The organism is candidate division KSB1 bacterium (genome assembly GCA_034506255.1).
Lineage (GTDB): Bacteria > Zhuqueibacterota > Zhuqueibacteria > Zhuqueibacterales > Zhuqueibacteraceae > Coneutiohabitans > Coneutiohabitans thermophilus.
Genome location: JAPDPX010000008.1, coordinates 122,640 through 144,427 on the forward strand (window position 1 = coordinate 122,640; position 21,788 = coordinate 144,427).

A 21,788-nucleotide genomic window follows, 5' to 3' on the forward strand; every position below is an offset into this window, starting at 1 on the left:
GGGCGCGCGTTTTTGCCGACAGGGTTCATGGGAATAATGGATGGTCAACCGTTCGTGACGGGGTGGAGATGAGGCGGCCCGCGGCCATACCGCCCGGCAGCCGCGGTTCAGCGCGTCCGACCACGCCGCCGCGTCTTTTTCACCGTGTAGGTCGCGGGAGTTCTCTTTTTCCCGGTTTTGAGATACTCGATCTCATTGCGCAGCTCGGCAGCGCGTTCGAACTCGAGATGGCGTGCCGCGCTCAGCATTTCCTGCTCCAGGCGGTCGAGCAATTCCTCGCGCTCGAAGGGCGTCATTTTCTCCCACGCGGAGGCCGACACCGGCGCCTGGGTTTCGCGGTTGTATTTGCTGTCGCCACGCACGTCCGCCACCTGGGTCGAGCTGAGAATTTCCTCGGTGCTCTTGTAGATGGTCCTGGGCGTGATGCCGTGGGCCTCGTTGTACTGGCGCTGAATCTCGCGCCGGCGGTTGGTTTCTTCGATCATCCGGCGCATTGAGCCGGTGAGGGTATCGGCATACATGATGACTTTGCCGTTGGCATTGCGCGCCGCGCGGCCGCCGGTCTGAATCAGGGAGCGCTCGCTGCGCAGATAACCCTCCTTGTCGGCGTCGAGAATCGCCACCAGCGACACTTCCGGCAAATCCAGACCTTCGCGCAGCAGGTTCACCCCCACCAGCACGTCGAACTCGGCCAGGCGCAGATCCCGCACAATCTCGACGCGGTCGAGCGCTTCGATCTCCGAATGCAGATAGCGCACGCGAATGTCCAGCTCGGCGAGGTAATCGGCCAGGTCCTCGGCCATGCGCTTGGTGAGGGTGGTCACCAGCACGCGTTCATGCCGCGCCACGCGCTGGCGGATTTCGGCGATGAGATCATCGATTTGATTGGCCACCGGCCGCACTTCGACCTCGGGATCCATCAAGCCGGTGGGGCGGATGACCTGCTCGACCACCACGCCGCCGCTCTTCTGCAGTTCATAGTCCGCCGGTGTGGCCGAGACATAAATCACCTGCTTCATCATGGCTTCGAACTCATCGAATTTGAGCGGGCGGTTGTCCAGCGCCGAGGGCAGCCGGAAGCCATGCTCGACCAGGGTCTCCTTGCGCGAGCGGTCGCCGTGATACATGCCGTTGATCTGCGGAATGGTGGCATGGGATTCATCGATGATGGTGATGAAATCCGCGGGGAAATAGTCGATCAACGTGAACGGCCGCTGGCCGGGTGCGCGTCCGGAGAGGTGGCGGGAGTAGTTCTCCACGCCGTGGCAGGTGCCGATCTCCTGCAACATCTCGAGGTCGAAATTGGTGCGCATCTCCAGCCGTTGCGCCTCCAGCAGTTTGTTGTGCGCACGCAACCAGGCCAGGCGCTCGGCCAGCTCTTCGCGAATGGCGGCGAGGGCGCGCAGCATTTTCTCGCGCGGGGTCACGAAATGCTTGGCCGGAAAAATCGCCACGCTGTCCACCTCGCCCAAAATCTCGCCGGTGAGCGTGTTGATCTGCGCGAAAGATTCGATCTCATTGCCGAACATCTCGATGCGGTAGGCTTCGCGCTCATAGGCCGGGATGACTTCGATGACGTCGCCGCGCACGCGAAAAGTGCCGCGTGCAAAATCGAAGTCATTGCGGGAATACTGCATGTCCACCAGCCGCTCCAGAATGCGGTTGCGCTCGATGCGCTGCCCGCGGCTGAGCATGAGCAGCTCCGCCTTGTAATCTTCCGGATCGCCCAGGCCATAGATGCAGGAGACCGAGGCCACAATCAGCACGTCGCGGCGGGAAAGCAGCGCACTGGTGGCCTTCAGGCGCAGCCGGTCGATCTCGTCGTTGATGGCCGTGTCTTTTTCGATGTAGGTATCCGTGCTCGGCACATAGGCTTCCGGCTGGTAATAGTCGTAGTAGCTGATGAAATACTCCACCGCATTGCGCGGGAAGAAGCCCTTGAATTCACCATAAAGCTGGGCGGCGAGTGTTTTATTATGAGAAATGACCAGTACCGGCCGATTCACGTTGGCAATGACATTGGCCAGGGTGAAAGTTTTGCCACTGCCGGTCACACCCAGCAGGGTTTGATGCTTTACACCGCGCAACAACCCCTCGGTAAGCTCTTGAATGGCCCGGGGTTGATCACCGGTCGGCTGATAGTCTGAGACGAGTTCAAACTTGTCCATTGGCAAAACAAAAACTGCCATCTCTGGGCGGCATGATGGCATGATAAGAAAGACTGGCAACCTGTTCGTTGCAAATTCACAGCCAAATCACGGAAAATGCCAATTTGGCAAGTGACACGGCGAATATACATCCTCATGCCACCAATGTCAAGCTGCGCGGCTTGGCTGAAAAGGTGTCACAGGTCCCCTCATGAGATCTGCTACAGCTCCGCGGTGGCATGAAGCTTCACAGCAGCAATTGCAAGCCATGGCCCCGCCGTTGAATCAATCATAAATGCAAGTCATGTCCGGCCATGAGAGGCTGCAGCCGGCCGGTGACACGGAAAGGCCTGGCCGGGCGAAAATTTCAGCAATCCGGCCGGGCACATGATGCCGCCGGCTGTGTCCCGCTTCACCCTGACGCCATTTGTGCCGCGGGGAAAAACACCTTGCAAATCAAAGCCCTCCAGTGTATATTTCGCGCTTGTAAATTGAAAACTTGACGCGCTGAATTGCGGCGCCCAGCTTTAAACCTCTGGAGTTTTCCGTCATGGGAATGATGCAAAGAATGCGCAGCTACACCAAGATCTTTTTCTATGGCTTGGTGGCTGTGTTTGTCGGCACCATCGTCTTTGACTGGGGCATGAATGTCACCGGTTTGCAAACCCGCGATTTGACCATTGCCAAGGTCAACGGTGAAAACATTACGATTACCGAGTTTGACCGCGCCGTCAATCAGGTGCTCGAAAATTACAAAGACAGCGGCGCCGAGATCACCGACAGCCAGCTCAATTCCATTCGCAATCGCGTGCTGGACGATTTGATCAACAGCCGGCTGGTGCGCCAGGAAATCAGCAAGCATAACCTGAGCACGACCGACAAGGAGATCACCTACTATCTGTTCGATCAGCCGCCGGAGTTCATTCAACAGATGTTCCGCACGGAGCAGGGCCAGTTCGACATGGCGCGCTATCAGGCGGCCCTGAAGAATCCGCAACTGGATCAGGCCTGGATCAGTGTCGAGCAGGAGATGCGCAACCAGTTGCCAGTGCAGAAGCTGCAGGATATGCTGTTTGCCTCGGTGCTCGTCACCGAAAGCGACATCAGGAGTGAATATCTCGCCCGCTATCAGAAGGCCACCGTGCGTTACGCAGCCTTCCCGTGGGACAAATATCGCACCGCCGCGGTGACCATCAGCCCGCAGGAAATTCAGAAGTACTACAAGGAACACCAGGACGATCTCAAGGAGCCGGAAAAGCGCAAGATCGATTACGTCATCTTTTCAACCAATCCCACCCGGCAGGATTCGCAAGCGGTACAGGATACCGCGGCCGCCGTCTATCAACGTGCGCTGGCCGGCGAAGATTTCGGCAAACTGGCGGAGCTTTACTCCGAAGACGAATCCAACAGCAGCAAAGGCGGCGATCTGGGATTTTTTCCGCGCGGGCAAATGGTGAAGCCGTTCGAAGAGGCCGCCTTCGCGGCCAAACCGGGCGAGATCGTGGGGCCGGTCCCCACCAATTTCGGCCTGCACATCATCAAAGTGGAGGAACGCAAGCAGGAGAACGGCGAGGAGAAAGTGCGGGCACGCCACATCCTGTTGCGCTATCAGGCCTCGCGCGCCACCCGGGAAGCCGCAGAGAGCGACGCCCGCTTTTTCGCCGAGCAGGCACGCGAAACCTCCTGGAACGAAACGGTTGCCAGCGAGAAAGTGCCGGCACAAACCAGCACCTTCTTCGTCAAGGGCAGTGGCTTCGTCCCCGGTTTGGGTTTGAATTACGCCGCCTCGCAGTTCATTTTCCGCAATCCCGTCAACACGGTGAGTGACCCCTTCGAGACGCCGCAGGGCTTCGCCGTGATTCGCGTGGCCGAGATACAGAAAGAGCACACCAAGTCGCTGGAGGAGGCCAAAACCCAAATCGAGACAACTTTGAAGGAGGAACGCTGGCGCCAAATGGCGCAGCAGACCGCCGAGAAGTTCTACGCCGCGCTGCTGCAGGCCGGCACCAGCTCCTTCGAGACGCTGGCCCAGCGCGATACAATTGCCCTTCAAACTCCCGAACCTTTCACCCGCGCCGGATTCGTCTCCGGCGTGGGGCGCGATCAGGCGTTCATTGGCACGGCTTTTTCGTTGCAACCGATGGAAATCTCCAAGCCGGTGAAGGGACTGCGCGGTTCCTACCTCATTCAACTGCTCAGCCGCGATGAATTCAACCAGGCCGATTACAACGACAAAAAGGAAGACCTGCGCAATCAGCTCACCAACCGCGCCCGCCAGCAGGCCTTCGAGCAATGGCTTGCGGCATTGAAGAAGGATGCCGACATCGAGGACAAACGCGAACGTTTCTTTTAATACATCCTGCACGCGCCACCAGCCGCATTCTCCAACAAAAAAAGCTCCTGCCGGCAGGAGCTTTTTTTGTTGACTGTCTTGCGGTGTGCCACCATCCCCGGCATTTCATTGGCCCGGCCGACCCGCTTCCTTCTCCAGAAAAACCTCGCCGCGCAGCTTCACCGGTTGCACCTCCCGGCTGCGCAGGCGCAGATTCAACATCTCCACGAACACCGAAAACGCCATGGCAAAATAGATGTAGCCTTTGGGAATGTGTTGATCGAGACCGTCTGCAATCAACGTGACGCCGATCAGCAGCAGGAAGCTGAGCGCGAGCATCTTGACGGTGGGGCGGCGATGCACGAAATCACTGATGGCCCCTGCGAAAAGCATCATGAAGCCCACCGCAATCACCACCGCCGCCACCATGATGGCGAGATGATTGGCCATGCCAATGGCGGTGATCACCGAATCGAGCGAGAATACGATATCGAGCAGCATGATCTGCACCAAGACCCCGAGAAACGCCGCGCGCACTCTGGGAGCGCCATGCGCCTCCTCGCCTTCGAGCTTGTTGTGAATTTCGTGGGTGCTCTTGGCCAGCAGGAACAGCCCGCCCAGGATCAGGATGAGATCGCGGCCGGAGATTTCATTGCGGAAGACGGTGAACAGCGGCCGGGTCAGGTGCATCACCCAGGTGAGCGAAAACAACAGCGCGATGCGCGAGAGCATCGCCAGACCCAGGCCGAGTGTGCGCGCGCGCGGCTGTTGTGCCTGCGGCAGTTTGCCCGCCAGGATCGAAATGAAAATGATGTTGTCAATGCCGAGCACGATCTCCAGCGCCGTCAGCGTCACCAACGCCACCCAGGCTTGTGGATCGGTCAACCAATGCATGTTCTTCACTCCCGCAAATATTTGTGCAAAAAATCACGGTCGCAGGGAACCGGCCTCACGCAGCAGGGCCGGCGCAAAACTGGATTGTCGCCGTGAGGCCCTGGCCAGGCGCGCTCGGCTCGCCAAGCGCCCCGAGATGCGGGTGCAAAATACTGCGCGCGGCCGCCCACCCGGGCTGGAGCCGGTGAATGGCCTGCCGCAGATCAGCACAGCCTGCGGTGCTGACCGGGGAGACAGTCAGTGAGCAGATCATGCAGACTTGCAACTCTTTGAGCAGCGGATTCATGCTGGTCGCGGGGTAATTTGGAACAGATAGCCGCGCGACCGGTGGGGTGGGATACGCACTTTCCCGCGACCGGAATTGGCGCCGATAATAAACATTCAGGGCCTGGATTGCAAGGGGATTCCCAAGCCGCCCGTAATGCCTCAGTTACATTTGATGACCCAACGCGGACATCTTGTCTGCAGGCAGGGATGCCTGCACCACCCCACACAGCTACTGAGGGATTACAGCCGTCCTAGGCCGCTGCCTCGATTTTATGGGCGAGGGCGAAGTCTTTCGCGCTGATGCCGCCAGCGTCGTGCGTCACCAGATCAATCACGACACGGTTGTAAACGTTCGACCATTCGGGATGATGATTCATGGCCTCGGCCAGCAGCGCCACGCGTGCCATGAAGCCGAAAGCCTCGACGAACGAGGGGAAGTGGAAGGTTTTATGCAGCCTGCCGCCGGCAATCGTCCAGCCGGGCAGCCGGGAGAGCTCCTGGTTGATTTCCTGTTCGCTGAGCTTGTGCTGCGCCGCCATGGCAGAATCCTCCTCTCTTGGTGCATGATGGGGATCGGTTTGCGCTCCAATCTCCGGTGCTGGCCAGAGGATAAGAAAATTCTGCTGCGGCGCAAGGCAAAAATCAGAAGAGTGGTAATGCCTCAGTTGCATGTGGGGACATGGCGCAGACATCTTTTCCAATGTCACCACCTGAATTTCGCATGCCGGCTTGCTGTTGCCCGGGAGAAATGGCGGGTTCACAAAACGCCGTTGGGAGTGACCTGTAGAATTTCTCATGATCTGACGCGGCTTTTTTAGGAGGAGCAGGCAGGTCACTCCTGACGGAATTTTGGGAACTGCGGGAAGCCGCTTTACTAAAAACAGTTCACTTCCACCAGAGTTGACCGCACGTTTGCCTGCAAACTTTTTTATGCACCACTCCTTGGGTGGCTGGCCATCGCGATCAAAGCGGCGTTTCTCGCGGAGGAGATCAATCTGCGTGCAAAATTCAGGTGGTAAATTCTACCGGCCGCTCCTCGGCGTTCGCATTTTGGAGGTGGGGCGCAGCTATGAACCGTTCGCTCCGCTGGAGCTGTTTCTCGGTGCTCTCTCGCGATGAGAAGGAGGGCAACCGGCAGTTCCGCTTGGAACATCTTTCTCACCGCACGGCAGAGATTCAAACCTCGATGTGAAGATCAACCCCAAAAATCTGTCCACGAAAACAGGGCTTCCACGGAAAAAACATTTTGTAGAGTGCATTTTCGTGAGTGCAAACAGGAGGCGCTCTCAACATCAAACACAAATATTCCGCCCACGAAAACAGAACTCCCACGGAAAAAGCCATTTCGTGGGAGGCCGTTTTCTTGGGAGAAAAGCTGTGATGCCTTCGACAAACGGGCGAGTTTCGCAGGCAGCGCTGCGCCACCTTGAGGAGCCGGACGGCGGCCGGTGTCGGGAAGGGCTATTTCAACAGGGTCATCACTTTGGTTTGGCGCTCGAGCGCGGTGGTCACGGTGAAGACGCCGTTGCTCACCTGCTCGCGAATCTCGAGAACATAGAGGTACTTGCCGCTGGGCAGCGCCTGGAAATCGTTGTCCAGGCCATTCCACACATGGCGGTGCAAACCGGGCGGCAGCACGCCGTCCTGCATGGTGCGCACCGCCTGGCCGAGCATGTTGTAGATGGTGAGCACAACATGGCCCTGCTGCTGCAGGAAATAGCTGATCTCGGTCTGCAGGTGACCGGCCTTCAAATTGAAGGGATTGGGAAAATTCTGATGCAGCGTGAACAGCCGGGGCACACTCGCGCTGCTGCCGCCGCGCCCGCCTTGCAGATCGTCCACAAATACGAAATACATGGTCAGGGCCACATCGGTGCGGCCGCCTTCCGCCATGTTGCCGCCCAACTGCACGCGGCCGGGAGGATAATGTGCCTTCCAGATTTGCAACTGATCGGTTGGGCCGTTGATCAGCACGGTTTTGTTGACGCGGGTGAAATGGTTTGCCAGCCAGTCGGGCACCGGTTCCCCGCGAGGGTCATAGGCAATGTAAACGTCAGCGGCGCGATTGAGATTGAATTCGAAGAAGGTCTGCGAGCGGTCGCGCCGGTCGCGATAGGCCGTGCGGAACATCAACAGGCCCTCGAATTTCTTGGGGACGCTGGTAATGGTGTGGGCGCGATCGATATAAAGCCGTTTGCCGGCGCGCAGCGTGTCGATCTGGTATTCCTTGCGCGACCAGGCGCTGATGGTGAGGCCGCCGCCGGGAAACTGCCCCGGCGCGCCGAGGGAATAGCGCAGCACGGCTGGCTGCACCGTGACATTGGCGTTGGGGGAGGCATCCGCAATGCCGCGCACGGTCACGGTGAAAGTGTGATCGTACCAATGCAGCGAAGTGGCGAGCGTGACCTCGGTGCCCTCGGCATTCAAGCTCGCGGAATAGACCCGCACATTTTCCGAAATCGTGTAGTTCTCCGGATTGGTGGCCGTTGCCGCGCTGACTTTTTCATTGAAGAGCACGGTGACCGTGAGCAGATCAGACGATAAAATCGCGGCGAGGGCGGCGGGCGGATCCAGGTCGTTTGCGCGAAAAGTGTAGGCCATGGTGGCGGAACCCGTCATTCTGTTGGGCACGGGTGCGCGATCGGTGATGCCGGAAACCGTCAGCTCATAGGTCTCGCCGTCGCTGTGCGGGCTGGTTTTGAGATGCACCCCGCGGCCGTCCAGGTGCAGCGTCGCGCCGCTGATGGTGATGCCGCGCGTGATGCTGTAATTGGCGGGATTTTCCGCGCTCGCTTTGGTGACCGCTTCGTTGAAGCGCACTTCGACCGTGGTTTCGTCATGGGCGCCAACATAGGTCACCACCGGCGCCTCGCGGTCAACACCCTGCTGTTGCAGGCGGTAGCGCACCGACGTGGGGCTCATGACATTGGCATTGGCCGAGGCATCGGTGATGCCGCTTACTGTCAGGGTGTAATCGTGATCGTAAACATGCGCGGAAGTCGTCAGGATGACTTCGGTGGCTTCCGCGTTCAAGCGCGCGCTCTGCACCTGCACGTTGTCGGAAATGCGGTAATTCCCCACCTGTTCGGCGGAAGCGCGGGTGACGCGTTCATCAAAGGTCACACTCAGGGTTGTCAGATCGAGCAGCGCGGCAGCGCGCACAGCCGGCGCCTGCCGGTCGTTGGCGCGATAGGTGTAAGCCAGGGTCATGGCCTCCGGCATGACATTGGGCGTTGCCGCCAGATCGGCAATGTTGCGCACCGTGATGAGATAACTGGCGCCGTCCTGATGCGCGCTGGTCTTGAGATGCACGCCGCGATTGTCCGCGTGCCGTGCAATGCTGCTGATGGTGATGCCGCCGCTGATGGCATAATTGTCGAGTTTCTCCGCGCTCGCTGCCGCTACCGGCTCATCGAAGCGGACTTCCACGGTGGCGGCGTCCACCGCGCCCACATAGGTGACGACGGGAGGCGCCTGGTCGAGGCCGGTGAAGGTGTAGGTGGCCGACACCGCCGGGTTGATGCTGTTGGGCGGCTGGGCTGCATCGCTCACGTTTTGCACGGTGATCGTATAGGTTTTGCCGTTGCTGTGCTCCGAAGTCTTAAGCAGGACGGTGTGATTGTCAGCCTGCAGGGTGGCGCGCGCAATCACGATCTGCGGATCAATACGGTAGTTGCTCTTATTCTCGGCACTCGCTTTGGTGACCGCCTCATTGAATGCCACCGCCACCGTGGTTTGATCGATCGCATTGACCGTGCTGATTTGCGGCGGCGTGCGATCCACCACTGGCACCGTGGCCGACACTTCCCGGGAGTAGGCGCTCTCGTTGCCCGCCCGGTCATAGGCGGTGACGACGAAGTAATACCTCCGGCCCTCTTCAAGATTGTCGAAAGTGGTGGTCAGCTTCAAACCGACATCGCGGGAATTGGCTGCCGAATAACGCTGGGTGGTGAGGCTGTAATACACGCGATAACCGGCCAGATCCGGTTCGCTGTTCGCGTCCCAGCTCACCGTGAGACTGCCGGCATGCGCCAACGAGCATAATACCTTCGCGCAGAGGAAAAGCGAGAGGAATCGGGCTGCACGGCGCGAGGCTCGGGCCGCCGGCACCCGTTGCGCGCGCGTTGCCGGTGGCCAGTCTCCGGGGTGCAGCCGGGAAAACAATGCTACCCACACGTTGTGCCAGTCCTCCATAACAAAGCCATCATCCTAAAAATTATCCTCCCGGCGACAATAATTCGCCGGTGCGCCCGGGTGCAAAGCATATGCCAGGCAGGGGCAGCGCAAATGCAGCTTTTGATTCGCAAGCATTTAGCGGTAAGCAGCGCCGGTGTGGTGCGCCAGGAGGGAAGTGGAAATTACCTCGCAGTAATTCGAAAGCGTAAGGTTGCAAACGCAAAACGGGTGCGGGAGATTTCCCGCACCCGTTTGACCTGTGCAATCACCGTTGCGGCGTGTGAGGTGCGCCGGCCGCTTCAGGTGTTCTTTTTCCAGGTGGGATGGGTGATGTTATGGTAGTTGATTTTGTAATTCAGCGCGCGCGGTGAGATGCCGAGCAGTTGGGCGGCATCCTTCTGCACCCAGTTGCGCAGTTCCAGGGCGCGCAGAATCGCCTCCTTCTCGATGACTTCAAGGTTGAGCGTGTCGAGCGAGAGCAAATCGCCGTCATTGGTGCGGCGCCGGTCCTTGCCGCCGGCGGCGAAGTAATCCTTGCCCGCCATTGACAAGTCCTTGGGCTTGATCTCTTCATTCTCCTCCGAGACCAGCACGGCCCGTTCGACCAGATTTTTCAGCTCGCGAATGTTGCCCGGCCAGGAATGGTTGGTGAGCAGCTCCATGGTCTCGGCGGAAAAACCCTTGGTCTTCTTGCGAATCTCGCGGGAGAATTTGCGGCGGAAGAACTCGGCGATCAGGGGAATGTCTTCGCGCCGCTTGCGCAGCGGTGGAATGTGCAGCGTCACCACATTGAGACGGTAGTACAAATCGGCGCGAAAGTTGCCCATCTCGATCTCAGTCCACAAATCTTTGTTGGTGGCTGCGATCACGCGCACATCCACCTCGATGGGACGATTGCCGCCCAGGCGGGTGAAGGTCTGATCCTGCAGCACCCGCAGAATCTTCGCCTGGGTCGAGAGGTGCATGTCGCCGATCTCGTCAAGAAAGAGCGTGCCCTCGTGTGATTGCTCAAACTTGCCGATGCGGGTTTGATACGCCCCGGTGAAGGCGCCCTTCTCGTGGCCAAACAGCTCACTCTCCAGCAGATTCTCGGGCAGCGCTGCGCAATTCACTTTGACATACGGCTTGGAAGCGCGATGGCTGATGAATTGAATCAAGCCGGCGATCAGCTCCTTGCCGGTGCCGGTTTCGCCCTGAATCAAAATGGTGGCATTGCTTTTGGCCACTTTCTTGATCAGTGAAAAAATCTCCTTGATTTCGGGACTGCGACTGACCAGGGGGTAATGATAGTCGAAGCCGAAATTCTTGCCCCACGAACTCTCCCCGTCCGGTGGCATGCTTTCCACCAGCTCCAAGTCCTTAACCTCTACTTCTGTCACGATGCTCTCACCCGCTGTTTTGGCGCCGGCTGCCTCCATCCTTGCGAGACAACTGGCTTCCCTTCCGCCGTGCTTTGTCATGCCAAAGCAGGCAAGATCATGACGTTCGACCACCTTGTCGAACGATGCGATCAGTTACACTTATGGGTTGAGTTGGAGGGGAGTGAACTACCGATTGGCCGTGAACGATTGTGCTGATCGGAGCACTCGCATGCGACTCTACGCCGGATCGTCGCCGCCACCCCATTTATCGCGCAGGTGGGCAGCGACTACTCGCTTCTGGCAAGCCGCTTACATTTTGGCAATCTCCATACCACCAGGCGTTACGATTGTGTCGCGCGTCTGCACGTCTGACAAACACGGGAGATGCCCGGCAAAGGCTGAATAGCCAAACTGTTTTTCAAGAGCTTACAGTTTCGAAATCATTCCAAGTCGCAGCCGCGTGACAAATTTTCGTCTGCTGTGGCTAGCGCATATCACGTAATTCAAAGCTCTTACATGAACCGACTTCGAACAACTGTTTTGTAATGAGACACTCGAAATTACGATTTTGTACTCAACTTCAACCAGTATATATTAGCGCCATCGGCAATCACATGCGGAAATGAAATTGCCACCAGCCGCTCCCTCGGCGATTTCAAAAGTGGAAAGACCGCGCCATGTCGATCCCAACCGCCTGCCACGCTCGTAAGAACCCCTTCCGTCGTCAAAGTGAAATTACAGGCGCGGCCGCGCCGCGGCAACATACCCCGTCATTTCCAAATACCCCCGGCCTGTGATTGGCCTGCCTGCCCGTCCGCCTGTTGCCTCCACATATCCTTCCCAATAGATCACACCGGTGGTGGCGCGCGTGTCCAACTCCTGTCCCGCCACCGGAGTGGTAACCGTCAACTCATAGTCCTGAAAACGCAGCCTCCATGCAAGGGGATAGTCACCGTCAGACTTTGCACTGCGCCACCAGCCGCCGGGAGACGCCTGGAATTCCCCGAACGCAATCCGCTCCACGCTGCCCGCCGACCGAATCAAAGCGCCGGCAGAATAACGGGAGAGCGTGCCATCCGCGCGGCGCAGGCGATAAAGCATGAGCGCGGTGGAGTCGGAAAGATGCAGGCTGAACCAGTCCCACCCTGCCACCTCGCTGGCGTCGACGCCGGTGAAGAATTCATGATCCATCCAGCTTACCCCGCTGACCTGCAAGGTGTCGGAGCCCAGGGTCAACCGCCCTTCGGTGTGCAGCATGGGCAGGGAGTAATAAAATGAAGCTTCGCCCGGTTGCGGACCCTTTTGCGACAAGCCGCCATTGCCCTGCAAAACCGGCGGCAGGGTCGGTTCCAGCCTGAAGGCAATGCTGCCGAAACTGCTGGCTGCCCGCACATGCAGGTGGTGGCGGACCTGCCACGCCGACCAGTCCCCCACAAACACCTGCAGCGAATCTTGGCTCGCGCCGGCAAGCTGCAGGGCGGCGCGCGCGACTCTCTGATCGTAGTGAAAGCGCTGGCGTGCGATGTCGGTGAGGGCGAAGTGGCCAACATAGGCATCGCGGAAAGCCCAGGCGGAGGGCCGGTTGGCGGCCACCGGCGTGAGCGCATTGCGAAAAATGGTGAAGTGATAGCCGAAGGCCCGGCCATCGGCACTGTGCAGGTTGCCGGTGAAATACCACCATTCCGTGCGAAACTCCGGATGTTGGCCATGATCACGCGGGAATTGCCAGGCACGCGGCGCGAGCGCCAGCGCGAAAGGGGCGCCGGCCGCCGGGTTTTGCTGCGAAGACGGACGCGTGGACCGGGCGGTCGAATCAAGCGTCACCGTCCACGCCAGTACTCCCAGGATCGTCAAACAAATGTTCTTCGCCACGGCGAAATTGGCTTTCGTGATGCCGCTTTGCGATCGTGTTTGGCGGTGAGATAAAAAACGCCCGCCCCGTTTGGGAGCGAGCGTTGGAAATATAATCGCCGCAGGCAAGGCTGTCAAATTCTATTTGGGCAACTGCCTGCCCGCAGAGACCGCCTACTTGACCATGATCATCCGCCGGGTCTCGGAGAACAGCGTCCCGCCCGAGGCGTCCTGCGCCGTCAGGCGATAAAGATAAATGCCCGTGGCCATGGTTTGACCGGTTTGATCACGGCCGTCCCAACTCAGCTCATGCCAGCCTTGCGCCATCTCGCCGTCCACCAGCGTGCGCACCAGTTGGCCGGTGCTGTTGTAGATGTGCAACTGCACACGGCCCACCTGCGGCAGGGCAAATTTGATGACCGTGCCGGGGTTGAACGGGTTGGGATAATTCTGCGCCAGCTCGTATTGCGTCACCACCGCGGCCGTCTCTTCCGACTCGCTGTCGTGCGGCTTGGGCAAATCGCCGGGGCCGGGCAAGGTGCCGGAGGAGAAATGATGCAGGAAAAACACATCCCGTTTCACCTGGATCGCCTTGGCGCACAGGCCGCCGCGGAATTGCGAGTTGTTGGACAGCACCACGGTCGCGGAGGGGGCATTGATGCTGCCCAGCACATAAGCCTCCTTGCCGATCGTCATGGTGGTGGTTTGCAGCGTGTTGAAGACCACCTTGGTGCTGCCGGCCTCGCCATCCGGCACGATTTGAATGGCAATGTCCTTGCCGAGTTGCAGGCTGCTCACCACGTTGACGATCACCGGACCGTTGCTGACATCGATCTCGATCACCGATTCTTCCCCGACATATTTGAGCTGATTGAGATAATAGTCGCCACTGCTGAGCTTGAGCGTGCTCCAGCCGTTCATGGTGACGACATTGTAGGAGCCGGGCGCCAGCGTGACGGTGCCATTTTGCGGAACAGTGACGCTGGGGCCGCCGGCCGAATAACTCATCGCGGGGATGGGTTGGGCACTGATGGCCGCGCCGGAGAGCACCCCATCCAGCACCGTGGAGGTGGCATGAACCGTGACGGTGCCCGCCGCATGTGCATAGCCGTCAATGGTGTTCTCCTTCCCGATGTTGATGTTACCCACGGCTGTCAGATTCCCTTCAAACACCGTGGGATCACCGCGCATGAAGTCGATCTTGCCGTTGGAATGAATGTCACCTTTGGAAGGAACCTGCTTGCTGCGCTCGATGGAGACATAATCGGCGAGGAAAACATAGTTGTGGTACAGCAGACCGCCGCAATTGGCATCGGTGCCCCAGGGGGCAAAGTTGACCTCCGTGCTCACCGCATCACCGGAACCGGGGCCGCTGCCGCCCGGACCATTGGCCGCCCCCCACCAGTTGCCCACTGCATTAGCCTCAACCCCGGTGGAATTGTACAGACCGTAGGCGGTGTTGCCGTAGATCTTGTTGCAATCGATGATGTTCGCATTGAGCGTGGCACCGGCGTCTTTGTACAGATAGATGCCATACTCCCAGTTGCTGACCGTGTTGCCGGTGGCGGTAAAATTCACCACGTCGCTGCCCAGGGCATCAGCTTCCACGCCGACGCCGCCGGCGCTGCCATCACTGTTCACCACATTTTGGTCGAGCAAATACGTGTAGGTCGCCGCCAGTGTGCTGCCGCGGCCACCCTTGCCCAGGCTGGTGCTGGCACTGCCATCCTCGAAGGGGGAAGGCTGGGTGCGCACCACCGTGCCGGGATCCACCACAATGCCCCAGAACCCCGGCGAGTTGGTGCCCGCGGCGGTGGCGCTGACGCTGTTGCTCTGGTGCGTGCCGGAGCCGTTGATGTGGTAAATGCCGACCTGATTCTCGCTCAGCGTATTGTCATCGGTGTCGACATTCGAACCGTAAAGCAGCATGCCAGTCGCGACATAGCTGAACGGCGGATAGGAGTGGCCGCTGACGGTGTTGCGCGTGAGGGTGGCGGTGGCGCCGGCACTCACCTGAATGCCGTTCTGCGCGATGAAATTGACCGCGCCCGCGCCGGTCACGGTGTTGTCCTCGATGGTGGCGTTGGAACCGACATTGCTCACCACGATACCGCCCTTCTGATAGCCGGCGATCTCGTTGTTGCGAATGGTGGCCGTGCCGCTGGTGGCGAAACTGGCCCGCCCCACCAGAATGCCGATGCCGTTCTGACAGCCGCTGATGGGATTGTCACGAATGTCGAGCACTTTGTTGTGGTGAATGTCGGCATGTGCGTTGCCACGCACGAAAATGCCGGCGCCAATGCTGCCGCAACCAGTCGGCCCCGGTCCGCTGACGGTGAAGCCGGTGATCTCCGCGCTCACTCCGGCGCCATTCACATCAATGACGGTGGAAGCCGGATTGGAAGCCGCGGGAATTGTCGCCGGCGCCTTGACAATGGTCGTCGGGGCGCCCGCACCCAGCAGGTGCAGGGACTTGGTGATCGTGACCTGCTCAACGTAGGTGCCGGACGCCACATGCACATTGCCGCCCACATTCACGGTGTTGACCGCATTCTGAATGGTCTTTTTGGCATCCGTGGTGGGGTTGGTGCCGCCATTGGCGTCATTGCCGAGGACGGCATCGACGTAGCAGTCCGTGGTGCAGGGAGGAGGCAATTCGAAATTGGCGACTTCGACATCGCTGCCCCATTCGAGCTCCACGTTGTCCACGTAACCCAGGAAGGTGGCGCCCCAACCCGAACCGACGCCCACATTGACGCCGGTGATGTAAACACCGGGGTTGAGCACATGCGGCACGTCCGCGTCGGCATCATCATCAATCGGAGTGCCCTCTTCATCGGTATTGGCCATCCATTCCGCCAGGCTGACGTTGTAATCGTCGATGGTGCGGCCCGGCCCGAATGCCCGCATCCAAAAATTGCCGGTAAAAATGTCCGCGGAATACCAGACGTTGGTGGTGAGGGTACCATAGCCGTTGTACACCGGCTCCCAAATCAACAAACCGCTCTCACCGGTGATGGCATTGTAGTAATAGAGTCGCAACACCGCCGCGAGATGGCCGCCGGTTGTGCTGCTGGCATCGCGATAAAACTCATACCGCAAAGCCGTCAGATTGCCCAGCGTACGGCCGGGCACCACGCCCCAAATTTTCTCGAAATCCGCCTTGTCCTGGCCGGGCGTGACGGTGTTGGTGGTGAATTTGAGTGAACCCGTGCCGGAACGCGGCTGATCACCGGTAATCGCCACCGTCGCGTCCGCTCTCACGTTCGCCGGCCCCCAGCCATTGAGATTGACGGGGGTTACGATTTGCGCGTAGGCAGACAAGGTCACCGCGCAGGCTAAACCGACCGACAAAACAAATACCTTCTTCATGGTCATCCTCCAGCATAAAGCCGTTGAAATAGACAGAACCCCGAGGACCCCAGCAGTCAAAACAACTGCCCGACAATCTCTGTCGTTTGCGGCTTCTTTTGTCGCAATCAGTATTCAACTTGGTCGGGAATTCGCCGAGGTTCGACCTGTGACATTAAAACACTGCCCGGTTTAAGAGGAACTGGTATCACCTCCTTCAGTAAATTGTCCGAACCATTGCCCATTGGCCGGGACATGCCCCTGCCGAAAGGAAATGGCCGGCAATGCCTCCCCTTGGCCGCGGAACCGCGGCCCTCACATCACGATTTGCCCAGATGACAAGGTGATTCGTCGAGGTTTATGTGACAGCGGGGGATTGTACGGTTGCCCCCTCAATTCGCGAAAGAAGGACTGTGGCGCAGCGTTTGAGAGTGGGAATGGCTGCCGCAGCGCATGTTTGTTCTTGAATGCGATGGGTTGCGGACCGGGGGAAGCAGCTTTGCCATCCCCTCGTTCTCAAACAGCCCAAAGCCGTCTGTAAACCGTGCTCTTGGTGATATGTTTGATTGGAATCTGGAATGTGTGAATCACAATGGTGGGAGTACCCTGCCAGGAAAGGCTTTTCCTTGGCGCTTCCACTACAGCCCTTGGTGCGACGCTGGTGCCGGTTGCCTCCACCCCGGCGTTTCATAATCGGGAAGCCGGCGGCCAACCTCACCTGTCCCTCATCGCGACACCAGAAACTACGGTCATATGCATCCACGTGCGGAGAAAATTCCCCTTTTAACCAGCGTCAGTCCGGCGGGGCAGGCTTGCGAGCACCTGCTTCGGCAGCGGTTTGCCATTGCAACAAAATTCCCGCGGTCTTGTCGGCGTTGCCAACATGAGAGACCCGGCTCAGACGGGGTTGAAACATTTTCAGCCAGACACTCACAGGGCGGTCAGAGCCGCAAGCAAACCCGTCAACCGCGAAGCCGCAAGGAGCGCGAAGCATTCCTTTGTGCTTTTCATGCTTTGCGATCGATCATGCGTTGCGATTACTCATCATTCGCTGTATGCCTTCTTTCATTGGTTTGACGTTCCAGTTCAAGAAGAACCCAGGATGGCAGGCGCATCATTTCAAGCAGGGCAGTAGTTGGGCTTCGTGTATTTGTAACAGTTTTTGGTACAACCTTCGACGAGCCGGTCAATGCGGTAGCCGGCAGCAATCTGCCGGCCGTCATATGGAGTCAGTGGCGATCCTTCGCAATCCACTCGTAAACCGCGCTCGCGTAGTTTTCAAGCATAACTTTGTTGGCAGGTCGACCTCAACGCGTGAAGCCAGCCATGCCATTCTCTTTGTGCTCTTGGCGCGCTTGGCGGTTCAAAAAATCTTCGCGATTGTGATGGTTTTTCCAGGGCAATATTAAATAAGGCGATTTCCCCGGTTTCCCCCTCAAAAAGTATGGGTCAAATCGACGGAGAAAAGCGTGTGGCGTGAATCATTCGCCTCCCGCCCCCGGCTGATCTCATTGTCAAAATTCATGATGGCGCCGAGCTGCCAGCGGGGGGCCAGCGTCCAGGAAAGGAAAAACAGCAGCGAATGGATGTTGCGGTCGGAATAGGAATTGGAAATGATCAAATTGCTGGAAGTGACGTTTGGATAAGTCCGGATTTCGAAGGCATTGCTGCAGCTCAGGAGAATGCCTGAGGTGGTCAGCAAATCCACGCCGAGGGTGAGACCGTGGCTGTAGTAATCTTCAAAAATCAGAAAGCCTTCGCCCGCCGTGGCCGCGGGGCTGCGCTCGTGCCGGCGCAACAGGAAGAGATAGCCGGCGCTGGCCTGCCAATTCGCCAGCAGCTTGAACTGAAACTGCGGGTTGCAACGCAAGTCAAAAAAGTCGGGAGTGAATTGATTATCCAGTTCTGCGGGGTATCGCCGCAGAGAGAATTCGCCTTCCAGCCGCAGTGCCGCGGTACGGCCGGTGGCCAGCCGCAGATCGGCGCGCAGATACTCTTCGCTATGGGTGTTTTCGAAGGTGCTGTCCGACAAGCCGCGCGGGTAGAGGCGCCGGCGCCAGAGATTTTGCAAAAAAAGCGAGGAGCCGCCGGCGGCGGTGTGGAAGAATGAGCCTTCCAGCCGGTGTTCGAAGTAATTGTATTCATCGAAGGAGAGATGGCTGCGTGTCAGATAGCTGTAGCGCGCGCGGGCACGCGTGCTGATCCCGGCGGAAAAGACCCCCGCGAGTCCGGTTTCGTTTTGTGAATAGTTGCGCGACAGTTCGTCTTCGCGGGCATAGCGCCGCATGCGCCATTCATTTTCCAGCTCGAGTTTGACCCGTCGGCTGAGCGTGGCGTGTAGCAGCACCTTGGCGTTGTTTTGCCAGTAACGCAGGTCAAAATCGCGCAAATAGCGCGTGGTTTCAAAACGGTTTTCCAGGCGCATCTGCAGTGCCGTGCCCAATGCCTGCTGCCCGCGCAGCTCGATTTCGCCGCTGTTGTAGTCGCGGCTGAGTTTGAGCAACGCCGACATCAGCAGGGGCACCTGGCTCCCGTTGGAGCGACTCACGCCCAGCCGCAGCCCGCCATAGGGATTGCCCGTGTTTTGCACAAACAGACTCTCGTCCCGGGCATAGCCGATTTCAAATTCCTGGCGCCAAAAGTCCACGCCTGCCAGTGCCTGCGGCTGCCACCGCCACGCGATCTTGTCCTCTTTTCCCCCGGCCTTCTCCTTTGGTTGCCCTTTTGCCTCTTTGGCTGACTGCGCCCTTGCTTTGTTGCCCTTTGGTTTATCAGACTCCGGGGCAGGAAAGGGAAAGATGAGATCCGCCGCCACCTCCAGCAGCAGCTTGGCGGTTATCCAATCGGCTTGTGCGGCAAAAGATTCGGCATCCCGCAACAGGCTGCTTACCTGCTTCCGCAGGTCGGCCGTTGCCTCGGGATGATTTCGCATCAGCCAGCGCTGCAAGCGCAACCGGGAGATTTCATAGTCGGCGGCCTCACTCCACGCGGCCAGCGCCGAGTCTGCAGCCGAAGTCAGGGTGGAATCTGTCGGGCTTGCTGGGGAATATCCGGTTTGGGCATGTGCCGCGACGCCCGAAAGTATGCCGGCGGCGCAGCAGGCAGGCAGCAGGATCCAATGGCGAAATCTGTCAGCACAAGGAGGCTGTATCACGACACATGCTTTCCGCAGACAAGTTCATCTTCAGCAAACCGGAAGCCAGAAGGTGACGGCCATAAGCACAGAAGACCCCGGACGAGGGCGCGACGATTTCTGATGATCACGCCACCCCTCCTTCTGTCTGGCTGCGCAGCCGTTCGATTTGCTGCACCGCGAGGCGGTCGACCCGCTCGTTGAACGCATGGCCGGCATGGCCGCGCACTTTGCGCCAGGTCACTTCATGTTGGTTTACAAGCTGGTCAAGCTGCTGCCACAAGTCGGCGTTGGGTACCGGATCGCGTTTGTGCGGGCCGCGTTTCCAGCCGTTGTGCCTCCAGTTTGCCAGCCAGCCTTTGGTAAAACTGTCGATGAGATAGCTGCTGTCCGAGTAGATGATCACCCGGCATGGCCGCTTGAGTCGCTTGAGTGCTTCGATGACCGCGGTCAGTTCCATGCGATTGTTGGTGGTGGCGGTGGCGTGGCCGGCAATCTCCTTTTCATGCCCCGCGTATTTCAGGATGGCAGCCCAGCCCCCCGGCCCGGGATTCCCGGAGCAGGCGCCATCGGTGTAGATTTCAACTGTGTCCATGCCGGTGCGCGGCGGAACAGAAGGGTTCATAAGAGCTGAAAAGTGAGATGGGAAACGGGCGGCATCGGGTTGCAAAAAATCACGGGATGAATGGAACCGGCAGGGTTTCCAAACCAGCAGGCCGGCCTGCCGTTCCCGCCCCTGCCGCGGCCGCCGGTTTGCGTCACGTCTTTTCTGCGGCCTCGCGCAAAGTGGCCAGCGCCTCGGTGGCGCTGGCATTGGCTGCAACGCCGTAGTGGGCGGCAAGAATCCGTCCGTCTTCGTCTATCACAAAATGGCTGCGGCGCAAACCCGAGAAGAGAAAGCGGCGCAGCGATTTCTTGTCCAGCACGCCATAGGCTTCGGCGATGCGATAGTCGGGATCGACCAGCAAGGTGAACGGCAGGTTGTATTTGGTTTTGAATTTCACATGGCTGTCCCAGCCATCCGCGCTTACGCCCAGCACCACCGCATTTTGCGCTTCGATCTCGAGGCGGTGATCGCGAAAGCCGCATGCCTGCACTGTTCAGCCGGGGGTGTCGTCCTTGGGATAGAAATAAAGCACCACGCGCTGGCCGCGAAAATCGCTGAGCTTGACGCGGGTTTGGGCGTCGGTCAGCGCTTCGAACTCCGGGGCGGGGTCGCCGGGTTGCAAGTGATTACTCACGTTCTCCTCCAAAATCTGCATGCGAAACGCCGTGGATTTTGCTATCTTGACCGGGCTAATTTAGCACGCAATCGGGAAAACCCCAAGCTGAATTTGCGGACGCCACCAAATGACCACGCCCCTGCTCGATCCCGCGCGACACCGGGAAAGTGTGAGACACTTCCGCGCGCATTTTCATCTCGCCGTTGCACCGCCGAGCCGGGCATACCTGCGCGAGCTGCTTGGCCATTTCGGCAATCTGCCATATGAAAATTTGAGCAAGATCATCAAATTCAACCGCTATGGCGGAGACTTCGAAAAGCGGCTGCGCCTGCCGGAGGAGGTGATGCAAGATCACGCCCGCTGGCGACTGGGCGGCACCTGTTTTTCTCTGACCTTCTTTCTGCACACGATTCTCTGGCACAGTGGTTTTGCCAGTTACATCGTGATGGCGGACATGCGCGCCGGCCCCAATCTGCACTGCGCTTTGATCGTGTTCGTCGACGGCATCAAGTATTTGGTGGACCCGGGCTATGTGCTGCGTGTACCGATGGCGCTCGATCCCGCCAGGCCGCGCCTCTACTACAATGACTTCACCGGCGTGGAGTTGCGTCTGCTGCCCCCCGCAGCCGGTTATGATCTCTTCACTTTTAATCGCCAGGAAGTGAAGTGGCGCTACCGCTTTGACGACCGGCCCACGCCGCTGCCGGAGTTTCTCGCACACTGGCAGGCTTCCTTTCACCGCAACAGCATGCATGGTCTGTGCCTCACACGGGTGCAGGACGACGAGCTGATCTTCATTCACAAGGAGCATCTGCGCATCACTTCCATGACCGGCAAACGCAACGTCAACCTCAAACGCAACTATCACGCCGTGATTCATGAGCTGTTCGGGATCGCGCCGGAATTGGTGGAGCAAGCCCGGGCCGCGCTGCAGGCCAACCTGCAACGCGAGCGGGAGACCGGCATTTTTCTGCCATCACAGCAATGACCCGGGCCAACGGCCAGCCCGAGAGGCTGGCATCAGGGTGGGAAGGAAGGAGCTCGGAAAGCAGG

Annotated in this window: 13 protein-coding genes; 3 read left to right on the plus strand and 10 right to left on the minus strand. The window is 58.9% G+C overall.

Annotated features, from left to right (window positions below; all coding sequences use genetic code 11):
- Window positions 1-107: 107 nt before the first annotated feature.
- Window positions 108-2,168: an excinuclease ABC subunit UvrB gene (gene uvrB, locus ONB52_17070; protein ID MDZ7417847.1), complete on the minus strand. Its 2,061-nt coding sequence runs from the start codon at window positions 2,166-2,168 to the stop codon at window positions 108-110.
- 529 nt (window positions 2,169-2,697) lie between these two features.
- On the opposite strand from uvrB, the gene ONB52_17075 reads away from it, so the two are divergent.
- Entirely contained in the window at window positions 2,698-4,500 is a 1,803-nt protein-coding gene (locus tag ONB52_17075; protein MDZ7417848.1) for a peptidylprolyl isomerase, read from the plus strand.
- Window positions 4,501-4,605: 105 nt separating this feature from the next.
- Here ONB52_17075 and ONB52_17080 read toward each other — a convergent pair whose 3' ends face one another.
- Both ONB52_17080 and ONB52_17085 read right to left on the minus strand, forming a co-directional pair.
- Window positions 4,606-5,373, minus strand: a complete 768-nt coding sequence (locus tag ONB52_17080) for a TerC family protein (GenBank protein ID MDZ7417849.1) — start codon at window positions 5,371-5,373, stop codon at window positions 4,606-4,608.
- A 518-nt stretch (window positions 5,374-5,891) separates the two neighbouring features.
- A complete protein-coding gene (locus ONB52_17085) occupies window positions 5,892-6,179 on the minus strand; it encodes a 4a-hydroxytetrahydrobiopterin dehydratase (protein ID MDZ7417850.1) in 288 nt (95 codons plus the stop codon).
- 530 nt (window positions 6,180-6,709) lie between these two features.
- On the opposite strand from ONB52_17085, the gene ONB52_17090 reads away from it, so the two are divergent.
- On the plus strand, window positions 6,710-6,832 hold the full coding sequence (locus ONB52_17090; GenBank protein ID MDZ7417851.1) for a hypothetical protein: 123 nt from the start codon (window positions 6,710-6,712) through the stop codon (window positions 6,830-6,832).
- 269 nt (window positions 6,833-7,101) lie between these two features.
- Here ONB52_17090 and ONB52_17095 read toward each other — a convergent pair whose 3' ends face one another.
- The 7 genes from ONB52_17095 to ONB52_17125 all read right to left on the minus strand — a co-directional run bounded on the left by ONB52_17095 (window position 7,102) and on the right by ONB52_17125 (window position 20,774).
- Window positions 7,102-9,651: an Ig-like domain-containing protein gene (locus tag ONB52_17095; GenBank protein MDZ7417852.1), complete on the minus strand. Its 2,550-nt coding sequence runs from the start codon at window positions 9,649-9,651 to the stop codon at window positions 7,102-7,104.
- A 464-nt stretch (window positions 9,652-10,115) separates the two neighbouring features.
- A complete protein-coding gene (locus tag ONB52_17100) occupies window positions 10,116-11,195 on the minus strand; it encodes a sigma-54 dependent transcriptional regulator (protein MDZ7417853.1) in 1,080 nt (359 codons plus the stop codon).
- Between the two features lie 717 nt (window positions 11,196-11,912).
- The gene (locus tag ONB52_17105) at window positions 11,913-13,049 is read right to left on the minus strand and encodes a carotenoid 1,2-hydratase (GenBank protein MDZ7417854.1); all 1,137 of its coding nucleotides are present in this window, start codon (window positions 13,047-13,049) and stop codon (window positions 11,913-11,915) included.
- A gap of 153 nt (window positions 13,050-13,202) precedes the next feature.
- Complete coding sequence (locus tag ONB52_17110; protein MDZ7417855.1) at window positions 13,203-16,400, minus strand: right-handed parallel beta-helix repeat-containing protein; 3,198 nt, start codon at window positions 16,398-16,400, stop codon at window positions 13,203-13,205.
- A 1,414-nt stretch (window positions 16,401-17,814) separates the two neighbouring features.
- On the minus strand, window positions 17,815-19,533 hold the full coding sequence (locus tag ONB52_17115; protein MDZ7417856.1) for a hypothetical protein: 1,719 nt from the start codon (window positions 19,531-19,533) through the stop codon (window positions 17,815-17,817).
- A gap of 106 nt (window positions 19,534-19,639) precedes the next feature.
- Window positions 19,640-20,107, minus strand: coding sequence for a ribonuclease HI (rnhA, locus tag ONB52_17120; protein ID MDZ7417857.1), 468 nt, complete (start codon window positions 20,105-20,107; stop codon window positions 19,640-19,642).
- A gap of 163 nt (window positions 20,108-20,270) precedes the next feature.
- Entirely contained in the window at window positions 20,271-20,774 is a 504-nt protein-coding gene (locus tag ONB52_17125; protein MDZ7417858.1) for a peroxiredoxin, read from the minus strand.
- An 88-nt stretch (window positions 20,775-20,862) separates the two neighbouring features.
- Between ONB52_17125 and ONB52_17130 the strand changes: the two genes are divergently transcribed.
- Window positions 20,863-21,723, plus strand: coding sequence for an arylamine N-acetyltransferase (locus tag ONB52_17130; GenBank protein MDZ7417859.1), 861 nt, complete (start codon window positions 20,863-20,865; stop codon window positions 21,721-21,723).
- Window positions 21,724-21,788: the final 65 nt, after the last annotated feature.